The sequence below is a fragment of the Thermodesulforhabdus norvegica genome (assembly GCF_900114975.1).
Taxonomy (GTDB): Bacteria; Desulfobacterota; Syntrophobacteria; order Syntrophobacterales; family Thermodesulforhabdaceae; genus Thermodesulforhabdus; species Thermodesulforhabdus norvegica.
This window is the reverse complement of record NZ_FOUU01000002.1, coordinates 321563-344340: the sequence shown is the minus strand read 5'-3', so window position 1 is coordinate 344340 and position 22778 is coordinate 321563. Positions and strand designations below refer to the sequence as shown.

The 22778-nt window shown below is 50.6% G+C and carries 22 protein-coding genes and 1 tRNA gene; 4 read left to right on the top strand and 19 right to left on the bottom strand.

Annotation, left to right across the window (positions count from 1 at the left end; all coding sequences use genetic code 11):
• From BM091_RS05190 to BM091_RS05140, 11 genes are all read right to left on the bottom strand, one after another.
• The gene (locus BM091_RS05190; protein ID WP_093393991.1) at positions 1-1482 is read right to left on the bottom strand and encodes a thymidylate synthase; all 1482 of its coding nucleotides are present in this window, start codon (positions 1480-1482) and stop codon (positions 1-3) included.
• 1 nt (position 1483) lies between these two features.
• Complete coding sequence (locus BM091_RS05185; RefSeq protein WP_093393990.1) at positions 1484-2053, bottom strand: deoxycytidylate deaminase; 570 nt, start codon at positions 2051-2053, stop codon at positions 1484-1486.
• Positions 2054-2055: 2 nt separating this feature from the next.
• A complete protein-coding gene (locus BM091_RS05180; RefSeq protein WP_093393988.1) occupies positions 2056-2694 on the bottom strand; it encodes a 2Fe-2S iron-sulfur cluster-binding protein in 639 nt (212 codons plus the stop codon).
• Positions 2695-2702: 8 nt separating this feature from the next.
• A complete protein-coding gene (locus BM091_RS05175) occupies positions 2703-4646 on the bottom strand; it encodes an NADH-quinone oxidoreductase subunit NuoF (protein ID WP_093393987.1) in 1944 nt (647 codons plus the stop codon).
• Positions 4646-5194, bottom strand: coding sequence for an NADH-quinone oxidoreductase subunit NuoE (gene nuoE, locus BM091_RS05170; RefSeq protein WP_245735273.1), 549 nt, complete (start codon positions 5192-5194; stop codon positions 4646-4648). The genes BM091_RS05175 and nuoE overlap by 1 nt, the downstream gene beginning before the upstream one ends.
• A gap of 43 nt (positions 5195-5237) precedes the next feature.
• The gene (gene rpe, locus BM091_RS05165) at positions 5238-5945 is read right to left on the bottom strand and encodes a ribulose-phosphate 3-epimerase (RefSeq protein ID WP_093393984.1); all 708 of its coding nucleotides are present in this window, start codon (positions 5943-5945) and stop codon (positions 5238-5240) included.
• Positions 5946-5951: 6 nt separating this feature from the next.
• Positions 5952-7331, bottom strand: a complete 1380-nt coding sequence (gene rsmB / locus BM091_RS05160; RefSeq protein WP_093393982.1) for a 16S rRNA (cytosine(967)-C(5))-methyltransferase RsmB — start codon at positions 7329-7331, stop codon at positions 5952-5954.
• Positions 7328-8176, bottom strand: coding sequence for a DUF116 domain-containing protein (locus tag BM091_RS05155; RefSeq protein ID WP_245735272.1), 849 nt, complete (start codon positions 8174-8176; stop codon positions 7328-7330). Before BM091_RS05155 ends, rsmB begins: the two co-directional genes overlap by 4 nt.
• A complete protein-coding gene (gene fmt / locus BM091_RS05150; RefSeq protein WP_218148812.1) occupies positions 8173-9174 on the bottom strand; it encodes a methionyl-tRNA formyltransferase in 1002 nt (333 codons plus the stop codon). The genes BM091_RS05155 and fmt overlap by 4 nt, the downstream gene beginning before the upstream one ends.
• Positions 9164-9688, bottom strand: a complete 525-nt coding sequence (gene def / locus BM091_RS05145) for a peptide deformylase (protein ID WP_093393981.1) — start codon at positions 9686-9688, stop codon at positions 9164-9166. The genes fmt and def overlap by 11 nt, the downstream gene beginning before the upstream one ends.
• A gap of 124 nt (positions 9689-9812) precedes the next feature.
• Positions 9813-10751 (bottom strand): NAD-dependent epimerase/dehydratase family protein, encoded by a 939-nt coding sequence (locus BM091_RS05140; protein ID WP_093393979.1) that lies wholly within the window; start codon positions 10749-10751, stop codon positions 9813-9815.
• Between the two features lie 211 nt (positions 10752-10962).
• Here BM091_RS05140 and BM091_RS05135 point away from each other — a divergent pair, with 211 nt between their 5' ends.
• Genes BM091_RS05135 through meaB form a run of 3 tightly spaced genes read left to right on the top strand, consistent with a single transcriptional unit; the run spans position 10963 to position 14115 of the window.
• A complete protein-coding gene (locus tag BM091_RS05135; RefSeq protein WP_093394279.1) occupies positions 10963-12648 on the top strand; it encodes a methylmalonyl-CoA mutase family protein in 1686 nt (561 codons plus the stop codon).
• Positions 12649-12663: 15 nt separating this feature from the next.
• Positions 12664-13074 carry a coenzyme B12-dependent isobutyryl CoA mutase small subunit gene (gene icmB / locus BM091_RS05130; RefSeq protein WP_093393978.1) on the top strand — a complete coding sequence of 137 codons (411 nt, stop codon included), beginning with the start codon at positions 12664-12666 and terminating at the stop codon, positions 13072-13074.
• A 51-nt stretch (positions 13075-13125) separates the two neighbouring features.
• Complete coding sequence (gene meaB, locus BM091_RS05125) at positions 13126-14115, top strand: methylmalonyl Co-A mutase-associated GTPase MeaB (protein ID WP_093393976.1); 990 nt, start codon at positions 13126-13128, stop codon at positions 14113-14115.
• A gap of 35 nt (positions 14116-14150) precedes the next feature.
• Here the strand turns inward: meaB and rfaE2 are convergent, their stop codons facing one another.
• The 7 genes from rfaE2 to BM091_RS05090 form a co-directional block, all read right to left on the bottom strand.
• Complete coding sequence (gene rfaE2, locus BM091_RS05120) at positions 14151-14585, bottom strand: D-glycero-beta-D-manno-heptose 1-phosphate adenylyltransferase (RefSeq protein ID WP_281243976.1); 435 nt, start codon at positions 14583-14585, stop codon at positions 14151-14153.
• A 31-nt stretch (positions 14586-14616) separates the two neighbouring features.
• Positions 14617-15114: a hypothetical protein gene (locus tag BM091_RS05115; protein WP_093393973.1), complete on the bottom strand. Its 498-nt coding sequence runs from the start codon at positions 15112-15114 to the stop codon at positions 14617-14619.
• A gap of 19 nt (positions 15115-15133) precedes the next feature.
• Complete coding sequence (locus BM091_RS05110) at positions 15134-15343, bottom strand: hypothetical protein (protein ID WP_093393972.1); 210 nt, start codon at positions 15341-15343, stop codon at positions 15134-15136.
• 79 nt (positions 15344-15422) lie between these two features.
• Positions 15423-15944, bottom strand: coding sequence for a tRNA (cytidine(34)-2'-O)-methyltransferase (locus BM091_RS05105; protein ID WP_093394277.1), 522 nt, complete (start codon positions 15942-15944; stop codon positions 15423-15425).
• Between the two features lie 108 nt (positions 15945-16052).
• Entirely contained in the window at positions 16053-16559 is a 507-nt protein-coding gene (gene infC, locus BM091_RS05100) for a translation initiation factor IF-3 (protein ID WP_093393971.1), read from the bottom strand.
• Positions 16560-16574: 15 nt separating this feature from the next.
• Positions 16575-18524: a threonine--tRNA ligase gene (gene thrS / locus BM091_RS05095; protein WP_177193530.1), complete on the bottom strand. Its 1950-nt coding sequence runs from the start codon at positions 18522-18524 to the stop codon at positions 16575-16577.
• 168 nt (positions 18525-18692) lie between these two features.
• Positions 18693-18767, bottom strand: a tRNA-Val gene (locus BM091_RS05090).
• A 758-nt stretch (positions 18768-19525) separates the two neighbouring features.
• Between BM091_RS05090 and BM091_RS05080 the strand changes: the two genes are divergently transcribed.
• Entirely contained in the window at positions 19526-20842 is a 1317-nt protein-coding gene (locus BM091_RS05080) for an MFS transporter (RefSeq protein ID WP_093393966.1), read from the top strand.
• 33 nt (positions 20843-20875) lie between these two features.
• Here BM091_RS05080 and BM091_RS05075 read toward each other — a convergent pair whose 3' ends face one another.
• The gene (locus tag BM091_RS05075; RefSeq protein WP_093393965.1) at positions 20876-22690 is read right to left on the bottom strand and encodes an SLC13 family permease; all 1815 of its coding nucleotides are present in this window, start codon (positions 22688-22690) and stop codon (positions 20876-20878) included.
• Positions 22691-22778: the final 88 nt, after the last annotated feature.

Below are 22778 nucleotides of genomic sequence, written 5' to 3'. Positions count from 1 at the left end.
CTAATCCTGTTCAAAAGGAAGTCCTTCCCTGAGACATCGCTCGGCCCGCTCAAGCTGGCGCCCCAGATAGATGGCATGATTTATGTCAGATATAACGGCATCGCGAGCTATCTCATGCTGAAGCCGCGTGGCCTTACGGTGTCTGTAAGTTTTTAGCGTCACATCCCCCGTACGGTATTCCACCAATATGGCATCCCCGTCCAGAGATATCCGAAAGTAGCCCATTGGATCCAGTCGATAACGGAATTCTCTTTCAGAAGCCACCATGGCAGCCCTGTCAATCTCCGCCTCGTCTATGCTTATGGAATGGCTTATTACCGTGATGGCTCCAGGCGCCAGAGCAACTTCATGGGATACCTTTTTTTGGAGTGCCATAAGGCCGTAAAAATTGACCAGCCAGGCATCCAGGGCATTATGAGTCCGAAACGTTGCCGTGAGAGTGAGCCTGTCTTCGAACTTCCTGAAAAAAACCGAAACCAAACAGGGCCGACCCTCCACTTCTTCCGAAAGATCCCTTGCGGGATCCCACAACACCACATAGCACTTACGGTCCTCAGGATCCCTGCGAAGACGCCTGACAACCCTGTCTATTTGATCAAATCCGAAGTACGCTCTTATGCGATGCCCGTAGGAATAACTCGTGTCTTCCGGAAGCAGGTTATCCAGGAAATTTCGACCATATCTTTCCAGCAATTCGGGATCAAAGCCGTGTTTTCTGAGGTCCTCTTCAGGAACGGGCTCGGGCTTTTCAACCACAACCTTAACGTTCTGAAGCTCCCGGCGCCGGCCTTTTTTGAGCACAACAGGGCGACCGAAACAGTACAGCCTGTGGATTAGATCTCGCCAGGCCGTGAGAGGATCGTCGGCCCATATCGTATGAATTCGGGGGTTGCCGGGATAGTGATTGACGATCATGCGGGGAAGCGGAACCACTTTTCTGGGTGGAAGAGGCGCAGGATTCTTTTCGTAACGGGAAATGAATTCTTTCACCTTATCGAGAGCCGCCCGGTCAGGGGGTTCCCCCGGGAAGAGTATTTTGGGCTTTCTTACAAAGTCAGAAGGTTTTACGAGGTTATCGATTATTCGACCCGTGCCCAGAATACGCACCGGTTTTGGAATGGTTCCGTCATCAAGGGGTTCATAACCGATCTCAACACCGTCCAGCTCCTCAACGCCCCTTTCAAAGAACGCAATAAGTTCATCCGCAGAATGGGAACGATTCCTCCCGTAAATTATCAGCGTATCGATTTGAGGATTGTAGAGAAGATTACGGAGCAACTCTCTCAGGCCGTTTCCGTAAAGGGTCCCCACCACAGCTACTGGGGAATCCTGACCGTTCAGCGAAAGGCCTGCCCTGGTTAGCTGATTTATGACATAATCCGTTGCAGACCAGAGGGTTATAATCCCCACGGTACCGTAAGGATTGCAGATTACGAGCTGATCTTTCCAGTAGAGCGGAATAAACTCCTGACGATCTTCCATATCATCCCGTTGCTTCCATGCGCCTTCGTGATGTAATTCCCGTAAAGCTGTCAAATATGTATCTGTAGGTTTCATCCGAAATGGTCAACTGTTCAAAAACCTCTATCCCGGCTTCCTTAACCGCCTGCTTCCAGAATTCGTCTCTCCTGGGATCAAGAGACTCATAAGGATGTTCATAATAGACTGCTCTGATCCGTGCCATGGCGATGAGCTTCAGGCAAACATAGCAGGGAGCAAGGGTTGTGTAGAGTGTGGCTCCTTCGACGGAAATACCGTATCTTGCAGCCTGGGCAATGGCGTTCGCTTCAGCATGAGAAGCCTTACAGAAATTGTACTTGTCAACATCTGGAACTTTCAAATAACGACGGAAGCAGAAAGGAGAACCATCAACGGGAGGCTGATCTATACAGTGAGGCGCACCGGGCATTGCACCGTTATAACCCGTTGCGAGAATATGGTTATCCTTTACTATCACGGCGCCCACCCGCCTGGAATTGCAGGTCGATCTCGTGCTCACGATCTTGGCAATTACCATAAAATATTCATGCCAGCTGGGTCGTCCCGTGCTCATGATCATTCCTTCCAGATAAGGGCCGCAGTTGGACAGGCGTTCACACAGGCTCTGCAATTCTGGCAGTTCTCCCTCAGGTCTGTTCCCGGTTCGGGGAAAAGTGCAACCATTGTTTCGATACCCCTCCGGGCAAAGGTGAGCAGAGACTTCCCGTTCCGCTGTCTGCAAAGAAAGACGCATCTGCCGCAAAGAACACATCTTATGGGGACATGATACATAACGCCGAAGTCCACAAGATCGGGAACATCCCTCTCGAGCTTCGGATAGGGCTTCGGAGAGAGGCCCACTCCCAGATGCTTTGCTATCCTCATGAGAAGGCACGGCTTTACGGTAGGGCATGTCTTTGCGTGACAGGGATGGCCCGACATTATGAGCTTAAAAGCCGCAATCTGAAGCCGCCTTACTTCAGGCGTATCCGTTCGGATTTTAAGGCCCTCCTTTGCTTCGAGAGTACAGGACGGGACAGGAGCGGCGTAGCCTTCCACTTCTACGAAGCACAGTCTACAGGAGGCGTGGGGGTGATCCCGTTCCTTCAGAAAACAGAGGTTGGGAATGAAGATCCCGTTGCTCAGACATGCCTCCAGAACGGTCGCGCCTTCATGAGCTTCTACAGGATTGCCGTTTACAATTATCAGTGCCATTGTTCACCTTATGCCGTCTTTTTCTTCGGTTGTTGATCCGGAGGTCTTTCAATTACGGGCGCAAGTTCAGGCGGAGAGACCTTCCTTACGGCATCGTACTCCGGCGGGCATGCCACCATGCACTCACCGCACTTCACACAAAGGCTCTGGTCAATGGCTTTCTTCCTGCCTTTGGTCGTAAAAATTGCTTCAACGGGACAGGATCCCACACAGGCTTCACAGCCACGGGCACACTTGTCGAGATCAATGTAGTAGGCTATCAGGGCACGGCACTTAAGAGCAGGACAGCGCTTTTCTTCAACATGAGCCCTGTATTCATCCATGAAATACTTGAGAGAGGTAATCACCGGATTAGGGGCCGTCTTTCCCAGTCCGCATAGAGACCCTGCTTTTACTTCATGGGCAAGCCGCTCCAGCAATTCGAGATCGTTTCCAGAACCTTCCCCTTTTGTAATCCTGTCGAGAATGTCCAGCATATGCTTCGTACCAATCCTGCAGAAGGTGCACTTACCGCACGATTCCTTCTGGGTAAATTCGAGAAAATATCTTGCAACGTCCACCATGCAACTGTCTTCGTCCATAACAACCATTCCACCCGAACCCATCATAGCACCGGCTCGGGTGAGGGAGTCAAAATCTATGGGGGTATCCAGAAACTCTTCAGGAAGACACCCACCGGAAGGTCCTCCGATCTGAACGGCCTTAAACTTCTTTTTTCCGGGAATACCACCGCAGACCTCGAATATAAGCTCCCTTAAAGTGGTCCCCATTGCTATTTCCACGAGTCCGGCGTGCTTCACATTGCCGACGACGGAAAATATGGCCGTGCCCGGACTGCTTTCGGTTCCGATGGAGCGAAACCATTCCGCACCTTTAGAGAGTATGGCCGGAACGGACGCCAGAGTCTTGACGTTGTTTACGACCGTGGGAAGTCCCCACAAGCCCTTCTCCACCGGGTAAGGCGGTCTGTGGCGGGGCATACCACGGCGCCCCTCAAGAGACTGAATTAAGGCCGTTTCTTCACCACAAACAAATGCTCCGGATCCCTGAAACACCCGGACATCCAGTGAAAAGCCCGACCCCAGAATATTTTCTCCCACAAAACCGTACTTCCGGGCTTCTTCTATCGCATGCCTTACGGTTTTCACCGCCAGAGGATATTCGGCCCTGACATAAACGATGGCTTCCGATGCACCAACGGCATAGGCACAGATGATCAACCCCTCAAGAAGCTGATGCGGATTGCTTTCAATAATGGTTCTGTCCATATAAGCGCCCGGGTCACCCTCATCGGCGTTACATATTACAATCTTCCCATTGGAAGGCTGATTCCTTGCAAGTCGCCACTTTCTTCCCGTGGGAAACCCCGCACCACCACGGCCTCTGAGACCCGATTTCTCGATCTCCTCGATTATCCGGGAAGGATCCGTTTCAAGGGCGCGTGCCAGGGCTTCATATCCGCCCTTTTCGATGTATTCTCTTATATCCCATGGACTAATAAATCCACAATACTCCATGACCACCCGCTGTTCCAGACTAAACCTGGGAAAGGTCGTAACGGGTGGTATAAGATCGTTTTCCTCCATTGCACCCAGAATGTATTCAAAGGAGGGATCACCATCTTCCAGGTAGGATCTGACTATAAGCTTTCCTTTACTGGCATTTACTCCATGATAGCAGATCGGAGGAAAACCCAGGGCGGGGTTTGATACGATGATAAGAGGCTCAGCATAACAATGGCCGAGACATCCCACATCCACGACATGGGCATCAATACCCCTCTCTGCAAGGGTTTCTTCTATAGCCCTGCGGGTCTCTTCGGCTCCAGCCGCTTTCGCGCAGGTTGACATTGTTATGCAAATAACAGGCCTGTTACCGGCCTGCTCCTGCTCCAGCTCACCCTTTATCCGCTCCTTGATATCCTCGTAAACCCGAAGCGATTTTTTCTCCATCACGCCGACGCCTTCTCTACCCTGGCTCGTTCTTCCTGCTGTCTTTGTATCTCAAACTGAACGAAAAGCCCTTCCACCTTACTCGGCTGCATATGGCCGACAACATTATCATCTACAACCGCTACAGGCGCAAGGGCGCAACACCCGACACAGGCAACACGTTCTATGCTGTATTCCCTATCAGGCGTCGTCTGTCCGGCCTTTATGCCAAGACGACGCTCGAAGTTTTCCAGGATAATGTCGCCTCCTGCAACATGGCAGGCCGTTCCCATACAGACCTTTATTTCATGTCGACCGGGAGGATAAAAGCGAAACTGGTTGTAAAAAGTGGCCACTCCGTAGACCTCACTGAGAGAAATATCCAGATAGCGAGCCACTTCCTGCATTGCCAGTGGAGGAAGATACCGAAAGCGCTCCTGAACGGCCTGTAGAAGGGGTATCAGATTACTCCTGTGCTTATCGAATTTCCGGAGAATCCCGGGTAACTCCTCCTTAATTGCCCTGAGCTCATCCTCCGTTAAATCGACGTGAGGCGCAAGCATCTTCATCCTCCAGCCCTGCTAATGGCGATGACATTCAACATGCATCTTTTTAATCCATATCACAGGAATCGGCTTGATTCAATAGACGGCCGCGAAAACCGGCTGCCGCCTTCCTCAACCTACTAATATTCCCAGCATAATCGCCTCCGGCAAAAACGGCCGTTCCGGCAACATAGACGTCCACATCGTAGTTTGCCAGAACGGGTATGGTCTTTTCGTTCACGCCACCGTCAACCTCTATAAGAACTTCTCGTCCCCGTTCCTTAATCCACTTTCTCAAAACCTCTATCTTGCGAACCACCGAGGGAATGAAGCTCTGCCCGCCAAATCCAGGATTAACCGACATAACCAGCACCATATCCACATCATCCAGTAGAGGTTCGATTGCCGAAATGGGAGTACCCGGGTTAACGGCTACTCCGGGGCGTGCTCCTGCTTTCCTTATCTGCTGGATTACCCTGTGTACATGCACAGAGGCTTCAACGTGAACCACCAGCCAATCGGCCCCGGCAGCGACGAAGTCCTCCACATACCTTTCCGGTCGGGCGATCATAAGGTGAACGTCAAAGGGAAGAGTTGAATACTTTCTTATTGCCGATATTACCGGAGGGCCAATGGTGAGATTTGGAACGAAGTGGCCGTCCATGACATCCACATGGATCCAGTCTGCACCCGCCGATTCAACAGCTCTAACTTCTTCTCCCAGGCGGGAAAAGTCCGCTGAAAGTATCGAAGGAGCTATCAATGGTTTTTCCATAAACAGCTACCTCTTACCTTTCGGCCTCTCCCAGGTGATTACGAAAAAACCGTCCACATCATGCCTGTGCGGGAAGGTCTGAATATAGCCGTCCCTTACAATCTCGTCCACCTCGGGCAGGAGGTCTCCGGGCCTTATTCCCTTATTACCTCCCCAGATCTTCCTGGACCAGCCAAAGGACTTTTCAAACTTCACTGCTACCTCGAGATTTTCCTCATCGAAGATGGAACAGGTCGCATAGGTCAGAGTCCCTCCGGGCTGGACGAACAGAGATGCATGACTCAACAAATCCCACTGAAGCCGGGATATTCTCCAGGGATCCCTGGGATGGGTTTTCCACTTAATGTCAGGATTGCGCCGCACCGTTCCCCAGCCCGTGCACGGCGCATCCAGAAGTACTCTATCGAAAAGTCCTATTTCGTCGGCACTGAGAGACCTTACATCGGAAACCAGGGGGGTAATAATGGAAACCCCGAGTCTCCGGGCATTTTCTTCCAGCGACTCCAGCTTCCAGGCGGCCGAATCAACGGCAACTATCTCGCCCTTCCCCTCCATAAGGAAAGCAAGCTGTGTTGTTTTTACTCCGTGCCCACAACATAAATCCAGAACCCGTTCTCCGGCCAGGGGATAAACCATATAACCGACGAGCTGAGACGCTTCGTCCTGAACCTGAATCCACCCCTTAACAAAAGGTTCCATTTGAGAAAGATCCTCTCTCAGCCCCTTGACCCTGAGGGCGTTCCGAAGATACCTCCCCTCTTCCACCGAACAGCTCCGCTCGCGAAACCAGTCAGAAAGGGTCTCAAGGCTCACCTTTTCCGGATGAAAACGAAAAACGAGAGGGGCAACTCTATTGTTGGCCTCGCATATTTCCACGATTTCGTCATAGGGGAATTTTTTTGCGAGCTTTTCAACAAACCAGAGAGGATGGGAAGTGGTTACGGCTATAAATTTCCCCGGCTCCCTCTCCGGATCGGGCCACTCCCACTCATCAGGGCCTCTACGGGCCGCTTCTCTGAGAATTCCGTTGACGAAGGAGACAATATACCTGGGCTGAGTTGCCCGTGCTATTCTCACGGTCTCGTTTACCGCAGCGTGATCCGGTATCCGGTTCAGGAAAAACAACTGATACAACCCCAGCCTCAACAGCACTCTCACTTCGGGCTTGATCTTTTCAAAGGAAACCCTGCTCAGTTTCTGTACGTGCCAGTCCAGCCGTCCCTGCCACCTCAGGGTTCCGTAAACCAATTCCGTAATGAGAGCCCGATCGGCAGGAGAGAGATAAGGGTGGTTTTTCAAAAGAGCCCTCAGGAGTTTATCGGGGTGAACGTTTTTTTGCTCGATGTGAAGAAGAACATGATAAGCCAGCGCTCTTGGTGTCATCATCCGATTTCTATCTCTCCTTCTTTAGAAGGGGATAATCCACCGCCACATACTTCTCTTAACACTCCTTCTATCGCCTGAACATCAACCTGAGTATTAAAGCAGGGACCGTGAGGTCGGCGGTTGAAGATTCCATACACCGGCAGGGGAGCCGTATCCTGAATACCACTCGTAAGATCTCGTTCACAGGCCACTGCAATAATCAGGTCCGGTTTCGTTTCCACAACAATACGCCTTGCGATCGTCCCACCGGTCGCAACACTTAAAGCCGCACCGTAGCGTTCGGAAATCTCCAGAAGATCCTTTATTACGCAGCGACCGCATCTTTTGCAGTTCTGGACCCTGTAAGTGATTTTAACGGGACATTCGCTGTTCTGGAGGCAATGGGGCATGAGAAGCAAGATCCGTCGTGGAAGATGTCCGTCGCGACAGTAGGCCATCACGAGTTCGTTATTCACCCTGACGAAAGCGTGCTGAACATCCTCTTTAGAAAGCCCTATCAATCTCCCGACGACTATAAAAAGAGGCAAAAAATACTTTATGGCAATGCTCCTGAGCTTTTTGGCAAAAGGCAACGGTATGTCCCGACCTCGAACAACAACAACGACCAGCAGAGAAAGGACCAAAAGGATCGAGCCGCCGCCGAGTATCAGGCTTCCCAGGAAAAACCACCTGACGAAGTTCGGAAGGGCCTGAAATCCCATTGCGGGTACGGCGTAGGCAAGGAAGCAAAAAAGGATGACCAGAACAGAGGTAAGCAGGATTATCAGCAGGAAAAGTCTTTTATCGGCAGATCGACTTTCCTTCAAAGCCCTGCGATCTCCTTCAGTCCTATCAGATGCCCTCACGACCTCATCTCACCGAGCACGGATCCGACAAATTCCGGCAATCCCCTTGCAAACTCCTCAGCCCCAAGGCGCCTGCGTCCCTCAAGCTGAAAAAACCTTACCGGGACGGCCGTACCGTCTCCGGCGCAGATCCAGGCTACAGAATTAGCAACCTCAATAACTTTGCCCGGTTCTACATTAAAGTTGACGGGCCTCGGCCGCGACGCCCCAAAACACTTTACTCTTTTCCCTCGCCAAAAGGTAACGGCTCCGGGAAGGGGATCAAAGGCCCGGATGCGACGGGAAACGAGATACCCCGGCTCAAACCAGCTAATAATCGTTTCGTCCTTGGAGATGGGAGGAGCATAGGTCGCAACTCCTTCGTCCTGTTCTCTCGGCTCAACCTCGCCCTTTACCCACTTTTCGAGAGTCTCAACCAGAAGCTCCCCGCCCATAAGGGCTAATCTGTCGTGAAGGGAGCCAGCAGTTTCACATTCACCAACTCCAACAACTTTCTGTGCCAGAATGGGCCCGGTATCCATTCCCTCGTCCATAAGCATGATCGTAACCCCCGTTACCTCATCGCCGGAAAGGATAGCCCGCTGAATGGGGGCCGCTCCACGAAAACGCGGCAGAAGGGACGGATGCACGTTCAATGCACCGAGGGGAAATTTAAGGAGTTCTTCGGGAATAAGCTGACCGTAAGCTGCAACGACGAGCACATCCGGAGCAAGAGACCTGATAAAATTCACGGCTTCAGGGGATCGAATACGGCCGGGCTGAAAGATCGGAAGGCCCACTTTTTCCGCAAAGACCTTAACCGGAGGCGGGGTTAATTTCAGGCCCCGGCCTCTGGGACGATCTTCCCGGGTAACCACACAGAGAATTTCAAACCTCGGCGTGTTTTCGGTCTTAATCGACCGAGCGTACAGAGCTTCAAGGGTGGGAACGGCAAACTCAGGAGTCCCGCAGAAAACAATTCTCACAGCTCTGCCCACCGCGACCATCTCAGCCGGCAATCCCCGCTTCCTGAGCCATCTTGCTCTTTTTCCAGCGCCTCAGGAAAAGCTCTCTTGCCACCGGGCCAAGCCTATCAATAAAAAGATAGCCGTCAAGATGATCAATCTCATGCTGTAAAACTATGGCGAGAAGCCCATCTGCATCGATAACAACTTCTTTACCATCCGGGTCTAACCCTTTAACCCTGACCCTTTCATAGCGCTTCACCCTGGCGTAATAGCCCGGCACACTCAGGCAGCCCTCTTCATACTTGGTACGACCCTCGGCATGAACTATAACGGGGTTAACAAGGGCAATTAGCCCTTCCTGAACTTCCGGTTTTTGCAGATCCAGAACTATTACCCTGCGCAGATCTCCAACCTGAGTTGCCGCAAGGCCAATGCCCGGAGCGTCATACATCGTCTCTGCCATATCGTTTATGAGTTTCCTGACGGAAGAATCGACAGAGCCGACGGGTTTCGCCGTTTGCTTTAATACAGGATCGGGATAAGTGTGGATACGAAGCAGTGCCATTTTACTTTCCTCTCATAAGCTCTATTGCGTGCGATCCAGTCTAACAGCTCACAATCTCGAGGGCAACCTCACGAGTTGCCCTTCCTCCCGGCAACAATTTAAAAAAATGGACTTAATGGTTCCTTCAACCCAGAGAACGGGAAAACCATTCCACGGTTTTCCTTATACCATCTTCAAGTTCCGTCCAACCATCTACATAAGAACTAATTTTACTATTGTCCAGGATACTTACCTCCAGATCCCCCGGTCTTGGCGGTGCGAAAAGAACTCCGGGTTTCTTCCCCGCAATGGAGCTTATGAGCTCAAGAAGCCTTCTGGTAGTGGTCCCCTTCCCCGTCGATACGTTGAAAACTCCCAGAAGACGCCCTCTGACGGCAAGACTGTGGGCTTTCTCTACATCTCCGACATAGACATAATCCCTTATACATCCTTCATCTCCCACACTTCTTCGGGCATAAACCGTTACTTCCAACCCCCTCAGAATACGCTCGCAGAAAATTGCAACGACCCCGGCCTCACCGTAGGGATCCTGTCGTGGGCCGTAGACATTTGCGTACCTTAGTATCGTATAGGAAAGACCGTAGTTATGGCGATAAACCCTGAGATAGTGTTCGACTGATGCCTTGGCAACCGCATAAGGGCTTTTGGGATTCAGGGTCCATTCTTCAGAAGCCTTTGAATTTTCGGGAACTTCCCCGTAAATTGCCCCTCCTGTTGAGGCAAAAACAAAATGCTTCACTCCAAACTCTCGGCAGGCTTCAAGGACATTCAAAGTCCCCATAACGTTGACCATTGCATCGCCATAAGGGTCCTTCACCGAGATGCTCACGGAAGCCTGAGCGGCCTGATGAGAAACCACTTCGGGCCTGAACTCACGGAAAACCCGAAAAATCTCATCTCTATTACAGATGTCCACGCAGTAAAAAGGCACATCAGAACCGAGATTTTCCTTTTTACCCGTTGAAAGGTTGTCCACCACGACAACCTCACTCCCCCTTGCAACCTCACCATCAACTATGTGACTTCCGATAAAACCTGCACCACCTGTGACCAGCAGCTTCATTTCGATCCTCCAGACCCTGGAGTTTCATCTTACAAAAACTGTTTGACATCCCATAACTACCAAACTATGAGATAAACGAGATTTTGAAGCATCATTTGCATTGTTTCATATCAAAGAACATTCTGGCAAACATGAATCATTTTAGTTATCCCGCCAGGTATTTTGATGCCTTACCAGAAGGACGATGAGGAGGGAATCGGTAATGGGAAAAATGTTTTCTGAATCGGCAATTGAGCGGATTGAACAGGAGTATAAGGAGTGGCTTCAGGAATACGAGAAGGCACTTCAGAAACTCCCGGAACGGCTTGAAAGGTTTTCCACCGTTTCCGATCTTGAAGTAAAGCCACTTTACACGCCCCTGGACATAAAAGACAAGGATTACCTGGAAGACATCGGTTTTCCGGGTCGCTATCCCTTCACCAGAGGCGTGCAGACCACGATGTACAGGGCCAGGCTATGGACCATGAGAATGTTTGCCGGCCTGGGGACAGCGGAACAGACAAACGAGAGGTTTCACTACCTCATAAATCATGGAGAAACGGGGCTGAGTGTCGCCTTCGACTTCCCCACTTTAATGGGTTACGATACGGATTCACCTCTCGCCCGGGGAGAATGCGGCCGATGTGGGGTTGCCATTGACACAATAGAGGACATGGAACGGCTTTTTGCGGGTATAAACCTTGAGGAAGTTACCACTTCCATGACCATCAACCCTCCCGCATCGGTAATATGGGCGATGTACATAGCCAATGCGGAAAACCAGGGCTTCGACAGGCGTAAGCTCGGCGGAACCATTCAGAATGATTGTCTTAAAGAATTTATCGCCCAGAAGACACTCATGTTGCCCCCCGAGCCAAGCCTCAGACTCGTCGTTGATACCGTTGAGTTCGGAACACGGGAAGTTCCCCGCTGGAACACAATAAGCATAAGCGGGTATCACATACGAGAGGCGGGAGCAACGGCCGTTCAGGAACTGGCCTTTACGATTTACGACGGTATCACCTATGTAGAAGAGTGCATAAAGCGGGGCTTAAACGTTGACGACTTCGCCGGAAGGCTCTCCTTCTTCTGGAATTCTCACATAGACTTCTTTGAAGAAATAGCAAAGATGCGAGCCGCAAGAAGAATGTGGGCACGAATAATGAAGGAGCGCTTCAAGGCGCAGAAACCCCGGTCCATGATGTGCCGATTCCATGTCCAGACGGCAGGTTGTTCTCTTACGGCTCAGGAGCCTTACAACAACATAATCCGAACCACTACAGAAGCTCTGGCAGCAATTCTCGGAGGATGTCAATCCCTGCACACGAACTCTCTCGATGAGGTTTACATGATCCCGAGCGAATTTGCCGTGAAGATAGCACTCAGAACACAGCAGATTCTGGCCGACGAGGTCGGAGTTGCCAACGTCATCGATCCGCTGGCGGGCTCTTATTACGTGGAAGCCCTGACAGATCGCATGGAAGAAGAAGCCAATGAGTACATCCGCAAGCTCGACGAGATGGGAGGAATGGTTGCGGCAATAGAAAAGAATTATCCTCAGATGGAGATTGCCGACAGCGCATATAGATTTCAGCAGCAGATAGAAAGAGGCGAAAAAATTATTATCGGAATAAACAAGTTTCCCTCCGAAATTCCACCTTTGGAGGTCCTTAAGATCGATCCCGAAATAGAACGGCTGCAAATAGAGCGGTTAAACAGGTTCAAAGAACGACGCAACAAGGTCAAGCTCCAGAAGGCACTGGACGAGCTAAGGCGGCGTTGTGAGGGGCCTCCCTGCTGGGAAAACAACGTTATGCCGGCTCTCATCGAAGCCGTGAAAGCGGGCGCAACGGAGCAGGAGTGTTGTGACGTCTATCGAGAGGTATTTGGGACTTATACCGACCCGGCATCATTCTAAGAGGAGGGAAACTGTATGGCAGAGGAACGAAAAATCAGGGTATTAATAGCAAAACCGGGGCTGGACGGTCATGACAGAGGTGCAAGGGTTGTGGCCAGAGCCCTGCGTGATGCGGGTTTTGAGGTAATCTATACGGGATGTCACCAGACTCCGGAACAGATAGTACAAACGGCAATCCAGGAAGATGTGGATCTCATAGGGCTAAGTATCCTTTCGGGAGCACATAACTACTCTTTTCCCAGAATAATGGAACTGCTAAAAGAAAACGGTGCTGACGACATCACGGTAATAGGCGGGGGGATTTTCCCGCTCGAGGACATACCCAGGCTTAAAGAGATCGGCATAAAAGAAATATTTACTCCGGGTACAAAGCTTGAGGATATAATCAGGTGGGTTAGAGAAAACGTTAAACCCAGAAAAATGTGATCGCTCCACAGGCAAAGGAGACTCATCGTCATAGAGAAAGAAGGTGTTTTTATGAGCGACGTTGTTCAGCAAGTGTTAAAAGGCGATGTACGGACTGTGGCACGACTGCTTCGTGACATCGACGATCAGGTGCCATCCACCAGGACGATTCTCAGAGAACTTTATCCTTATACCGGAAAGGCCTACGTCATCGGCATTACCGGCCCACCGGGTGCCGGTAAATCAACCCTTGTTGATCAGATGACGGCCTATTACCGCAAGCTGGGAAAAACCGTTGCGATCCTGGCCATTGATCCCACCAGTCCTTTCAGCGGCGGCGCTATTCTCGGAGATCGCATCCGCATGCAGAGACATTTCCTCGACAGCGGGGTTTTCATTCGAAGTCTTGCAACCCGTGGACACTTTGGCGGCCTTACCAAATCCACTCACGACATGATTACCGTGCTGGACGCAATGGGGAAGGACATCATCCTTGTGGAAACCGTGGGAGTCGGCCAGGGTGAGGTGGAAATAGCCGATTGTGCCCATACAACCCTTGTCGTTACCGTCCCGGGGCTTGGGGACGACATCCAGGCCATAAAAGCCGGTATTATGGAGATCGGTAACATCTTTGTGGTAAATAAAGCCGACCGTGAGGGCGCGAAGAAAACCGTCCAGGAATTGCGAAATCTCCTTGAAATGGGGAAACGCTTTCGCATGGAAGCAGGGGCAGAAGACGGATGGGATCCTCCTGTAATTGAGACTCAGGCACACAAAGGCATAGGAATAGACGATCTCTGCGAAGCCATAGAAAAACACAGGGAGTTCATATCGGCCAGGGAGAAGGAATGGCAGAAGATAGTTCGGAAGCGGGTTCTACATCAATTTTCGGAAACACTGAAAGACGAGCTTTTCAAGGAAATGGTTAAAAGGCTTAGAAAGAAAGGTCTTGAGCTGGAAGATATAGTATCGATGATAGTTAACAAAGAGTCTGATCCATACTCTCTGGCCAGGCAGTACATAAACGAAGAAATGGTCCCGGAGGTTTCGGAAGGGGCTTAACGGCGGAAAAGCCGGGAGAAGTTCGGGACTCCCGGCTATTCGCCTCTTATTTTTTCGATGATCCCTGTCGTGGAGTACCCGCTCAGGTAGGGCGCACGATAAACTCTTCCTCCGTGTTTTAGAACCACGTCACGACCGACTATGGCATGTTCATCCCAGTCGGCACCCTTTACCAGAACATCGGGAATAATAAGCTCAATCAGAGGTAGAGGATCGGGAGTATCAAAGATGGTAACGAAATCAACGCAGTGAAGCCCTGCCACCAGTTCGGCTCTTGCCTTTTCGTCAAGTATGGGCCTTTTGGGTCCCTTTAGCATGGCGACGGACCTGTCTGAGTTGACCCCCACGATGAGGATGTCTCCCTGTGCTTTTGCTTCTTCCAGGTAGCGCAGATGTCCCGGATGAAGAATATCAAAACATCCATTTGTAAAGACTATACACAAGCCTTGCTCCCTGTATTTGTTACACATCTCTGCGAGTTGCATGTGAGAAAGAATTTTTTCACGAGCCCGGATAAACATTCTTATTCGCCCTTTTTTCCCTGATGTAACACTCCACCCTGGACTCAACCTCTTTGAGCTCTTCCAGGCTCATGTCTGGTTTCAGAACAATGTAATCGCTGTCGAGAGCGTCTATAAGGCCTTCCCTGTACATCTGCAACCAAAAGAGTAGGCTTTCCGCTATCGAATATTCGTCGGTTAGTATTTCTCCCGGATCCTCAACGAAAATCCTCCCTCCGAACATTCCCTTAAGCTCTCTCAGGGCATGTCTTCCCATTCCCCTTCGCTTAGGCCCCAAAACTTCAAGGAAATACACGGTAATATCTCTTTTCCCCTCCTCGTTAAGAGCTATGCTCACCGTACCGCGATAACAACCGGGTTTTTCGAAAGAAACAATCTCCATGGAGCCATAGCCCTTCAGAATGGTAAGCAACTCCTTCACAGAAAAACTGCCGAAAGCAGCTCGCCATGTAATTCCCTTCCACTCGACTTCGGCCACCGATTCATTCCTCCATGGTCTACAAGACGGAAAAACAGCATGCACCATCTTCCGATACGGAACGGTCTCTCCCCAACCTGCGTTTCCTGGCAGTATCTACGGCTTTTCGAAGTTTTTCCGACCAGAGATCGGGCCTTGTAACCACACTATCGCCGTTATCCAGAACTATCTGAAAAGAACTTAAAGGAGGATCGGTCTTCGAGCAGGCCCTGCTCTCAAAAATAACCACTCAGTACCTTTTGCCTTTCCTCATAACGACCAGATAGAACCCAAGATCGCGAAGTTCCGGACAATGATCAAAAAACCGCTCACACAACGCCTTCGCATCGTTCACCATGGCCTCCCCCTTCATGGCGGCATATCCCGGCAAACAAAGTGCCAAACTCAAGCTGTCTTAGAGCTTCATACAGAGCGATTCCCACAGCGGTAGAAAGGTTAAGGCTTCTCACTCGGCTTCGATCATGAGGAATCCTTATTACCGGATACGAAGGATCCTCTAGAAGCTCACGGGGAAGACCGGAGGTTTCGGACCCAAAGACAAGACAGTCGTCAATATTGAATCTCCAATCCGTATAAAGCATCTTACCTCTGGTGGAAAAGAGGACGCATCGCCCCGGGCGAACCGTCTCCAGAAAGTCCGAAAAGGACTCGTGAATGTGTAAATCAACATAAGGCCAATAATCCAGACCTGCCCGTTTGAGGTGTCTGTCACTGAGATGAAACCCAAGGGGCCTTATCAGGTGAAGCGGTGTACGAGTAGCTGCACACGTCCTGGCAATATTCCCGGTATTCTGAGGAATCTCAGGACGGTACAAAACAACACGCACCATCAGCTCAAAAACCTTCTCCCTGAAGGAATTAAAATAACAGAGTACCAATAAGGTTCACAAGGAACTCACGGTATACGAGGAAACTCCCCGTATACCGCCTGAAAACCATTATTTCGGAGCCAGAACCATAACCAGGTTCCGCCCTTCTTCTCTGGGCATTTGCTCTACCACGGCCTCGCCTTCCAGCTCCTGGCGGATCCGCTCTAAAATCTGATAACCCTGATCTTTGTAAACGATTTCTCGCCCTCGAAAAAGCACCGTTATCTTGGCTTTGTTCCTCTGAGACAGAAAGCGCCTGATGTGGCGTAACTTGGTCTGAAAATCGTGTTCGTCCGTCTTGGGACGAATTTTGACCTCTTTGACCTGGATAACGGTCTGCTTCTTCCTGGCTTCCTGAGACTTCTTGCTGAGCTGGTACTTGTATTTACCGTAATCCATGATCTTGCAGACGGGAGGATCGGCCTGAGGAGCAACTTCCACCAGGTCCAGCCCCTCTTCCTCCGCTATCTGCAACGCCTGTGAAAGCGGTACAATACCGAGTTGCTTCCCATCGGTGCCTATCAGACGCACCTCACGAGCCTTAATCTCATGATTAACACGTACTTCTCGCTCCAGAGCAGAACCCTCCTTTTAAATAATCCCCAATCCTACACGCCCTTTAGACTCAACTCGACACTCTTTTTCCAGGAGATCCACGAACTGATCCGTACTCATCGCCCCTAGCTGTTTTCCGTCGCGTCTCCTGGGATTTATCATTCCTGCTTCAACCTCTCTGTCGCCTATAACCACCATATAAGGAATCTTCTGAACCTGAGCTTCCCTGATCTTGTATCCCAGCTTCTCGCTGCGGTCATCCAGTTCGACTCTCACCCCGGCATCACGCAGTTCTTCGCAGACCTTCCGGGCATAGTCCAGCTGCTTATCAGTAACGGTAACGATAACGGCTTGTACAGGAGCCAGCCACAGAGGGAAAGCCCCTGCGTAATGCTCAATAAGAATCCCTATAAATCTCTCCATTGCACCCAGTATAACCCGATGAAGCATCACAGGCCGATGTCTTTCTCCATCAGGCCCTACATATGTCAAATCAAATCGCTCCGGTAAAGTAAAATCGCACTGAATCGTCGCACATTGCCACCTTCTTTCCAGCGCATCTTTCAATTTTACGTCAATTTTTGGACCGTAAAAGGCCCCTTCACCCTCACAAATGGCATAAGGAATTCCCTTGGCATCCAGGGCACTCATAAGAGCCGTGGTAGCCCTTTCCCAATCCTCATCGGTACCGATCGATTTTTCAGGACGGGTACTGATCTCCATTTCATAGGGAAACCCGAACATATCCATAACATCTATTACAAAATCGATAACCCCCTGAATCTCGGACTGAAGTTGATCAGGCGTACACAATATATGAGCATCGTCCTGAGTAAACTGTCTTACCCTCAGGAGACCGTGTAATACACCGGACTTTTCATGACGATGAACCGTTCCCAGCTCGAAATAACGAATGGGCAGATCTCTGTAGCTCCGCACTTTGGATTTATAAATCAGCATGTGGGCGAGACAGTTCATCGGTTTTATACCGTAAGATTGACCCTCAATTTCCGTAAAATACATAAATTCCCGATAATTATCGAAGTGTCCCGACCTTTTCCAGAGTTCGGTCTTCAGAAGAGTCGGACCCATGACAATCTGATATCCGCGGCGCAGATGTTCCCGTTTCTCAAAGGCTTCAAGGATCTGCCGGAGCATGGCTCCCCTGGGATGATAAATAACCATTCCTGCGCCCACTTCGTCGCTGAACTGGAAAAGATCCAGCTCTCGCCCCAGCCGCCTGTGGTCTCTTCGTTTTGCCTCCTCGAGAAAGTTCAAATACCTCTCCAGGGACTGCCTATCGGCAAAAGCGGTACCGTAAATCCTCTGTAGCATCGGATTACGCTCATCACCCCGCCAATAGGCCCCGGCCACGCCGGTTAACCTGAAGGCTCCTATGTAGCCGGTGTCGGGTATGTGGGGTCCACGGCAGAGATCCACGAAAGTACCCTGCTGGTAAAGGGATACTGTCGGCTCGTCGAGCTCCTCCAGAAGCTCCACTTTGTACTTTTCTCCTTTTTCTCTGAAAAATCGTATGGCCTCCTCCCGCGGCATTTCCCGTCTTACGAAAGGCACCCGCTCCGAAATTATCTGAGACATTCGCTTTTCTATCTTTTCCAGATCTTCGGGAGAAAAAGGTTTCGGTACATCAAAGTCGTAGTAAAAACCGTTTTCGATTGCCGGACCTATGGCAACCCTGGCATCGGGAAAAAGTTCTTTTACGGCCTGAGCCATGACATGTGAGGTACTGTGCCTTAAAATTTCGAGACCTTCTGGAGAATCTATCGATACGGGTTCAACGGTATGGTTACCGCTTTCGTACAGGGGGCGATCCAGGTCGTAAAGATTTCCGTTAACCCTGGCGGCGACCCATTTAGTGTCCAGTTCACCGTACAGTTTCTTCAACACCTCCCTGACCGGGGTCCCTTTCTCGACCTGCAGAAGCTTGCCGTCCGAGCCTTTCACCTCTACAACTTCCTGTTCCATAAAACCCCCCATCGGTCTAACTTTAAAATAAAAGGCATCGCCAGTGGCGATGCCCTATGAACTGTGCTATCTGCCAATGTTAATTCCGCGTATAGAAAGATAAAATAAAACTACTTTCGCACATCCAACTGGCGAGTCCCCACCCTTGACTCTCCTGATCACAATAGATGGTAGGCACGGACGGTTTCGAACCGTCGACCTCTACCGCGTCAAGGTAGCGCTCTCCCCCTGAGCTACGTGCCTACTCCGAACTAATCCCGGTTGGTCTGAAGTTCCAACCCGGTAAGTAAAAACGCCCTTTTCAATCCAGATCCTTCAAGCCATTAAAATCTTCACGGCTATGAACCATACAGAAAATGTTATGCTCTGTCAAGGATTGAAGAAGCCACCAATGACCCACGGTTGGCCATATGCCACAAAAAAGCCCGAAAAACGGGAAAACCGGTCGAATCAACTCCGACCGGCCACACATTAAAAACCCACAACACCAACCCCGTTATTACCACCCAGCGCCCATATTTCTCAAGGCGAACCACCGTGCCCTTACAGATGGAGCTTCCGCTTGAGATGTAACCTTCCGCATTAGACACCGCCCGCAAAAACGAACACGTGACCTCAAATCGGGAACGAAACCGGGTTTACAAAAGCTGAAAAAACGGCTCGAGCAGACCGACAGGCAATCTGAATCGGGTAGACAGTCGTTTTTGTAAAGTGATAGTCTGTATCCTCTCCAGTTGTTGAAGGGCTATCCTGTTTTATCGCCCTATTCGTTGTTCTTCTTTTTCGGGACAGGTGAGGAGCAGCAAGGAAAGCCAAAAAGATCTGGAATAAAAGGTGGGAGATTGATACAACCGGGCGAATAGGGGTTCAAGGAACGGGGCAGAAGAGACGGCGAGCCGGTGGATACCATAAAAACTTCGGTATGCTTTGGCGAAGATCCCTTACGGCTTTTTCGCCGATTGACGGCATTGTGGTGTGCGAAAATTGCAGGGAGCTAACTTATGAAGGCTGAAGAATCCCTCTCAGTCGACATCAGGTCGACGGCATTTTATCGCTGGTATGTTTTTTCGGCACTGGCTCTGGCATACTTTTTCGTTTACTTCCATCGCGTTTCTTTTTCTGTAGTTGCCGACAGGCTGGTTTCGGAATTCCAAACCTCTGCTCAGACAATAGGCCTCCTGGGATCCGTCTATTTTTATTGCTATGCCCTGATGCAATTCCCTTCAGGCCTTCTTTCCGACTCGGTGGGCCCCAGAAAGGCCGTAACCTTTTTTACCTGCGTTGCGGCACTGGGTAGTATTGTCTTCGCCTATGCTCCGAACCTCACGATAGCTTTTGTCGGCAGATTCTTGGTCGGCCTGGGAGCTGCAGTTGTCTTCATTCCCACGATGAAAATACTGTCAAAGTGGTTTCATCCGCTGGAGTTCGCTTCGGCAAGCGGCCTGCTCAATGCAGTGGGAGGCCTCGGAATTCTGGGGGCAACATGGATTCTTGCTTTCCTCACGGCAACGGTTGGATGGCGACCGACCTTCAAAATTATAGGAATCACCACCCTCGTCATAGCGGCTCTTGTATGGCTCGTCGTCAGGGACTCTCCCGAGGACAAAGTGCGTCGCTCTTGTAACGGGAGCCTTTCCGGTAACCCGGGCGGAGCCAATGCAACATACAGCTTAAGAGAAGCGAGCAAGAAGGTGTTTTCGTCCCGCCAGTTCTGGATTTTCGCAACCTGGGCTTTTTTTAATTACGGCATATTCTTCGGCTTCGGAGCTCTCTGGAGCGGCCCCTATCTCATGGACACCTACGGAATGGACAGACAGAAGGCCGGCATGATCCTCAGCCTTATAGCCTGGGGAATGATCTTTGGGAGCCCTATTTTGGGATTACTCTCGGACCGGATCCTGAAGAGCAGAAAAATCCCTCTGATTCTGTGCGCCATGATTGTTACTTTGGAGCTCTTACTGCTCTATCTTTATCCCTCAGGACTCTCACTGCCGTTACTGATCCTATTCTTTCTTCTTTTTTCCGTCGGATCGTCCTCTGTTGTGGTAATAGCCTTCACGGCCCTTAAAGAACTTTTCCCCATTGAAACGGCCGGAACGGCCCTCGGGGCTCTAAACCTATTTCCCTTTTTAGGTGGTGCCATTGCAATGCCACTTCTGGGACGGGTTCTGGATCTTTACGGAAGAAATCCGGCAAAAGGTCTGGGGTATCCCGTAGAGGCTTACAAAACGCTCTTCCTCTTGCTTGTGGTCGCTTCCGCAGTTGTTTTGATATGCACGATATTCATGGCCGAAACCCACGAGGCCCGCAGAAGTTAGGATATGCCCGCCCGAAATCGGGCGGGCATATCCCTAGGAAACGCCGTAGAAGAAGTATATAATCGAAAGTTCAACGACCAGGAATATCAGCGTCATAATGCCACCGGCTTTTGCATAATCAATTGTTCGGTATCCTCCGGGTCTCATGATAAGCGCATTCACCTGATGCGTGGGCAAAACGAAGGTATTGGAAGCCGAGATCCCCACCACAAGAGCGGCCATCCTCGGGTCTGCACCGGCCATTACGGCCATGTTCATGCATAGAGGCACGAGCAGGACCGTTGCTCCCACATTGGATATAACCAGTGTAAAGAAGGAGGTCATAACGGCCACTACGGTAAGCAGGCCAATCGGGGGGACCTGTCCCACCATATCCATGACCTTTCTCGCGATGTAAGCTGCCGTCCCGGTCTGCTCAAAGGCTATCCCCAGAGGTATAAGCCCTCCCAGCAGGAACACGGTCATCCAGTCGACAGACTGATAGGCTTCATCAATGGACAGTACACCCGTTATGATCATGCCCAGAGCACCGGTCATAAGAGCAACGGAAAGGCGAATCTTCGTAAAGATCACAAGGCTCAAGGCCAGGGCAAGCCAGAAAATTGCATATTTTGCTTTCTCCGGCCTCAGTATCTCGCCCTCGAGAGGGGTTGCAAAGGTCAGAATTCTAGGTTGAGGCATATTCCTTATGCGGTGGAATCTTTCCCAGGGTCCCTCAAGAAGTATAACGTCCCCGGTTTTCAGCCGCACATGGTTTATGCCGGTCACGTATATCCTGTCTCCTGTATTTATAGCCAGGGGATTAACCCGGAATCGATTTTGGAACTTTGCTTCTTCAAGGGTTTTTCCCACGAGCTCCGAGCGGGGAGACACTACGGTCTCTACAACACCTGAATTGGTACGGGCGAATTCGTCGGCAAAAAAATCCAGCGAGGGTTTCAATCTCCAGCCCATATCTTCTGCAAGCTTCTCAACCCTTTCGCGCTTCCCCATGACCACGAGAACATCCCCCGGCGATATGGATTCTCCTTTCTGGACAACCCTTCGCATCTTCTTGGTTTTTGGGTTGCCTACGGCCACCACCGTAACGAGATAATTTCTTCGAATGTCGAGTTCTTCAAGTGTTTTGGGACCGGGAAAATCATCCGGAACTTCCACCTCATAGGGCTGCTCAAAAACGGAATAAACCTCAAGGAGCCTTGCAGTTATGCCCACATCTGCCTCACCAGAGCTGGCGGGAAGAACGTATTTGCCGAAAAGGGCAAAGTAAAGCAGAGCACTTGAGAGCAGGCAGACGCCAATCGGGGTCTGCGTGAACAGACCGAAGGGTTCCAGTTTCTTACCTTCCAGAACCAGAAGATCGTTAAGGAGAATGGTCGGGCTTGCCCCAACGAGCGTCAGCGTACCTCCGATGATGGCACAAAAGCCCATGGGCATTAGAAGCCTGGAGACGGGGATTCCCAGGCGTTTTGCGACACGCTGGGTTGCAGGTAGAAAAAGAGCGGCCGCGCCTATGTTCTGCATCATGCTGGATATAACACCCACCGTGCCGGCGACCAGAGCCATGACCCGCCGCTCGCTTTTGCCCCCCAATTTGATAATGGGGGTGGCAACTTTGTTCATTACCCCGGTTTTGTCCAGTCCCGCACCGATAATGATCACGGCAATGATGGATACCACGGCATTACTGCTCAGTCCTGAGAAGGCCTGTTGAGGGGTTACGAGTCCCATGAGGGGAAGAAGAACCATCATTATGATCCCCACGACATCGACCCGCACCCATTCAAAAACGAAGAGCACAATTGCAAAGGCAAGCACAGCCAAAGTAAGAACCATGTCAGCCGTCACGGTCGCACTCCTTTCTCACTCTGAAAGGTGAATGGTCTTTTTCTCCTTTCTTTTGTTCTCGTGCCTGAAAAAGAAGGTCAGAAGGAAT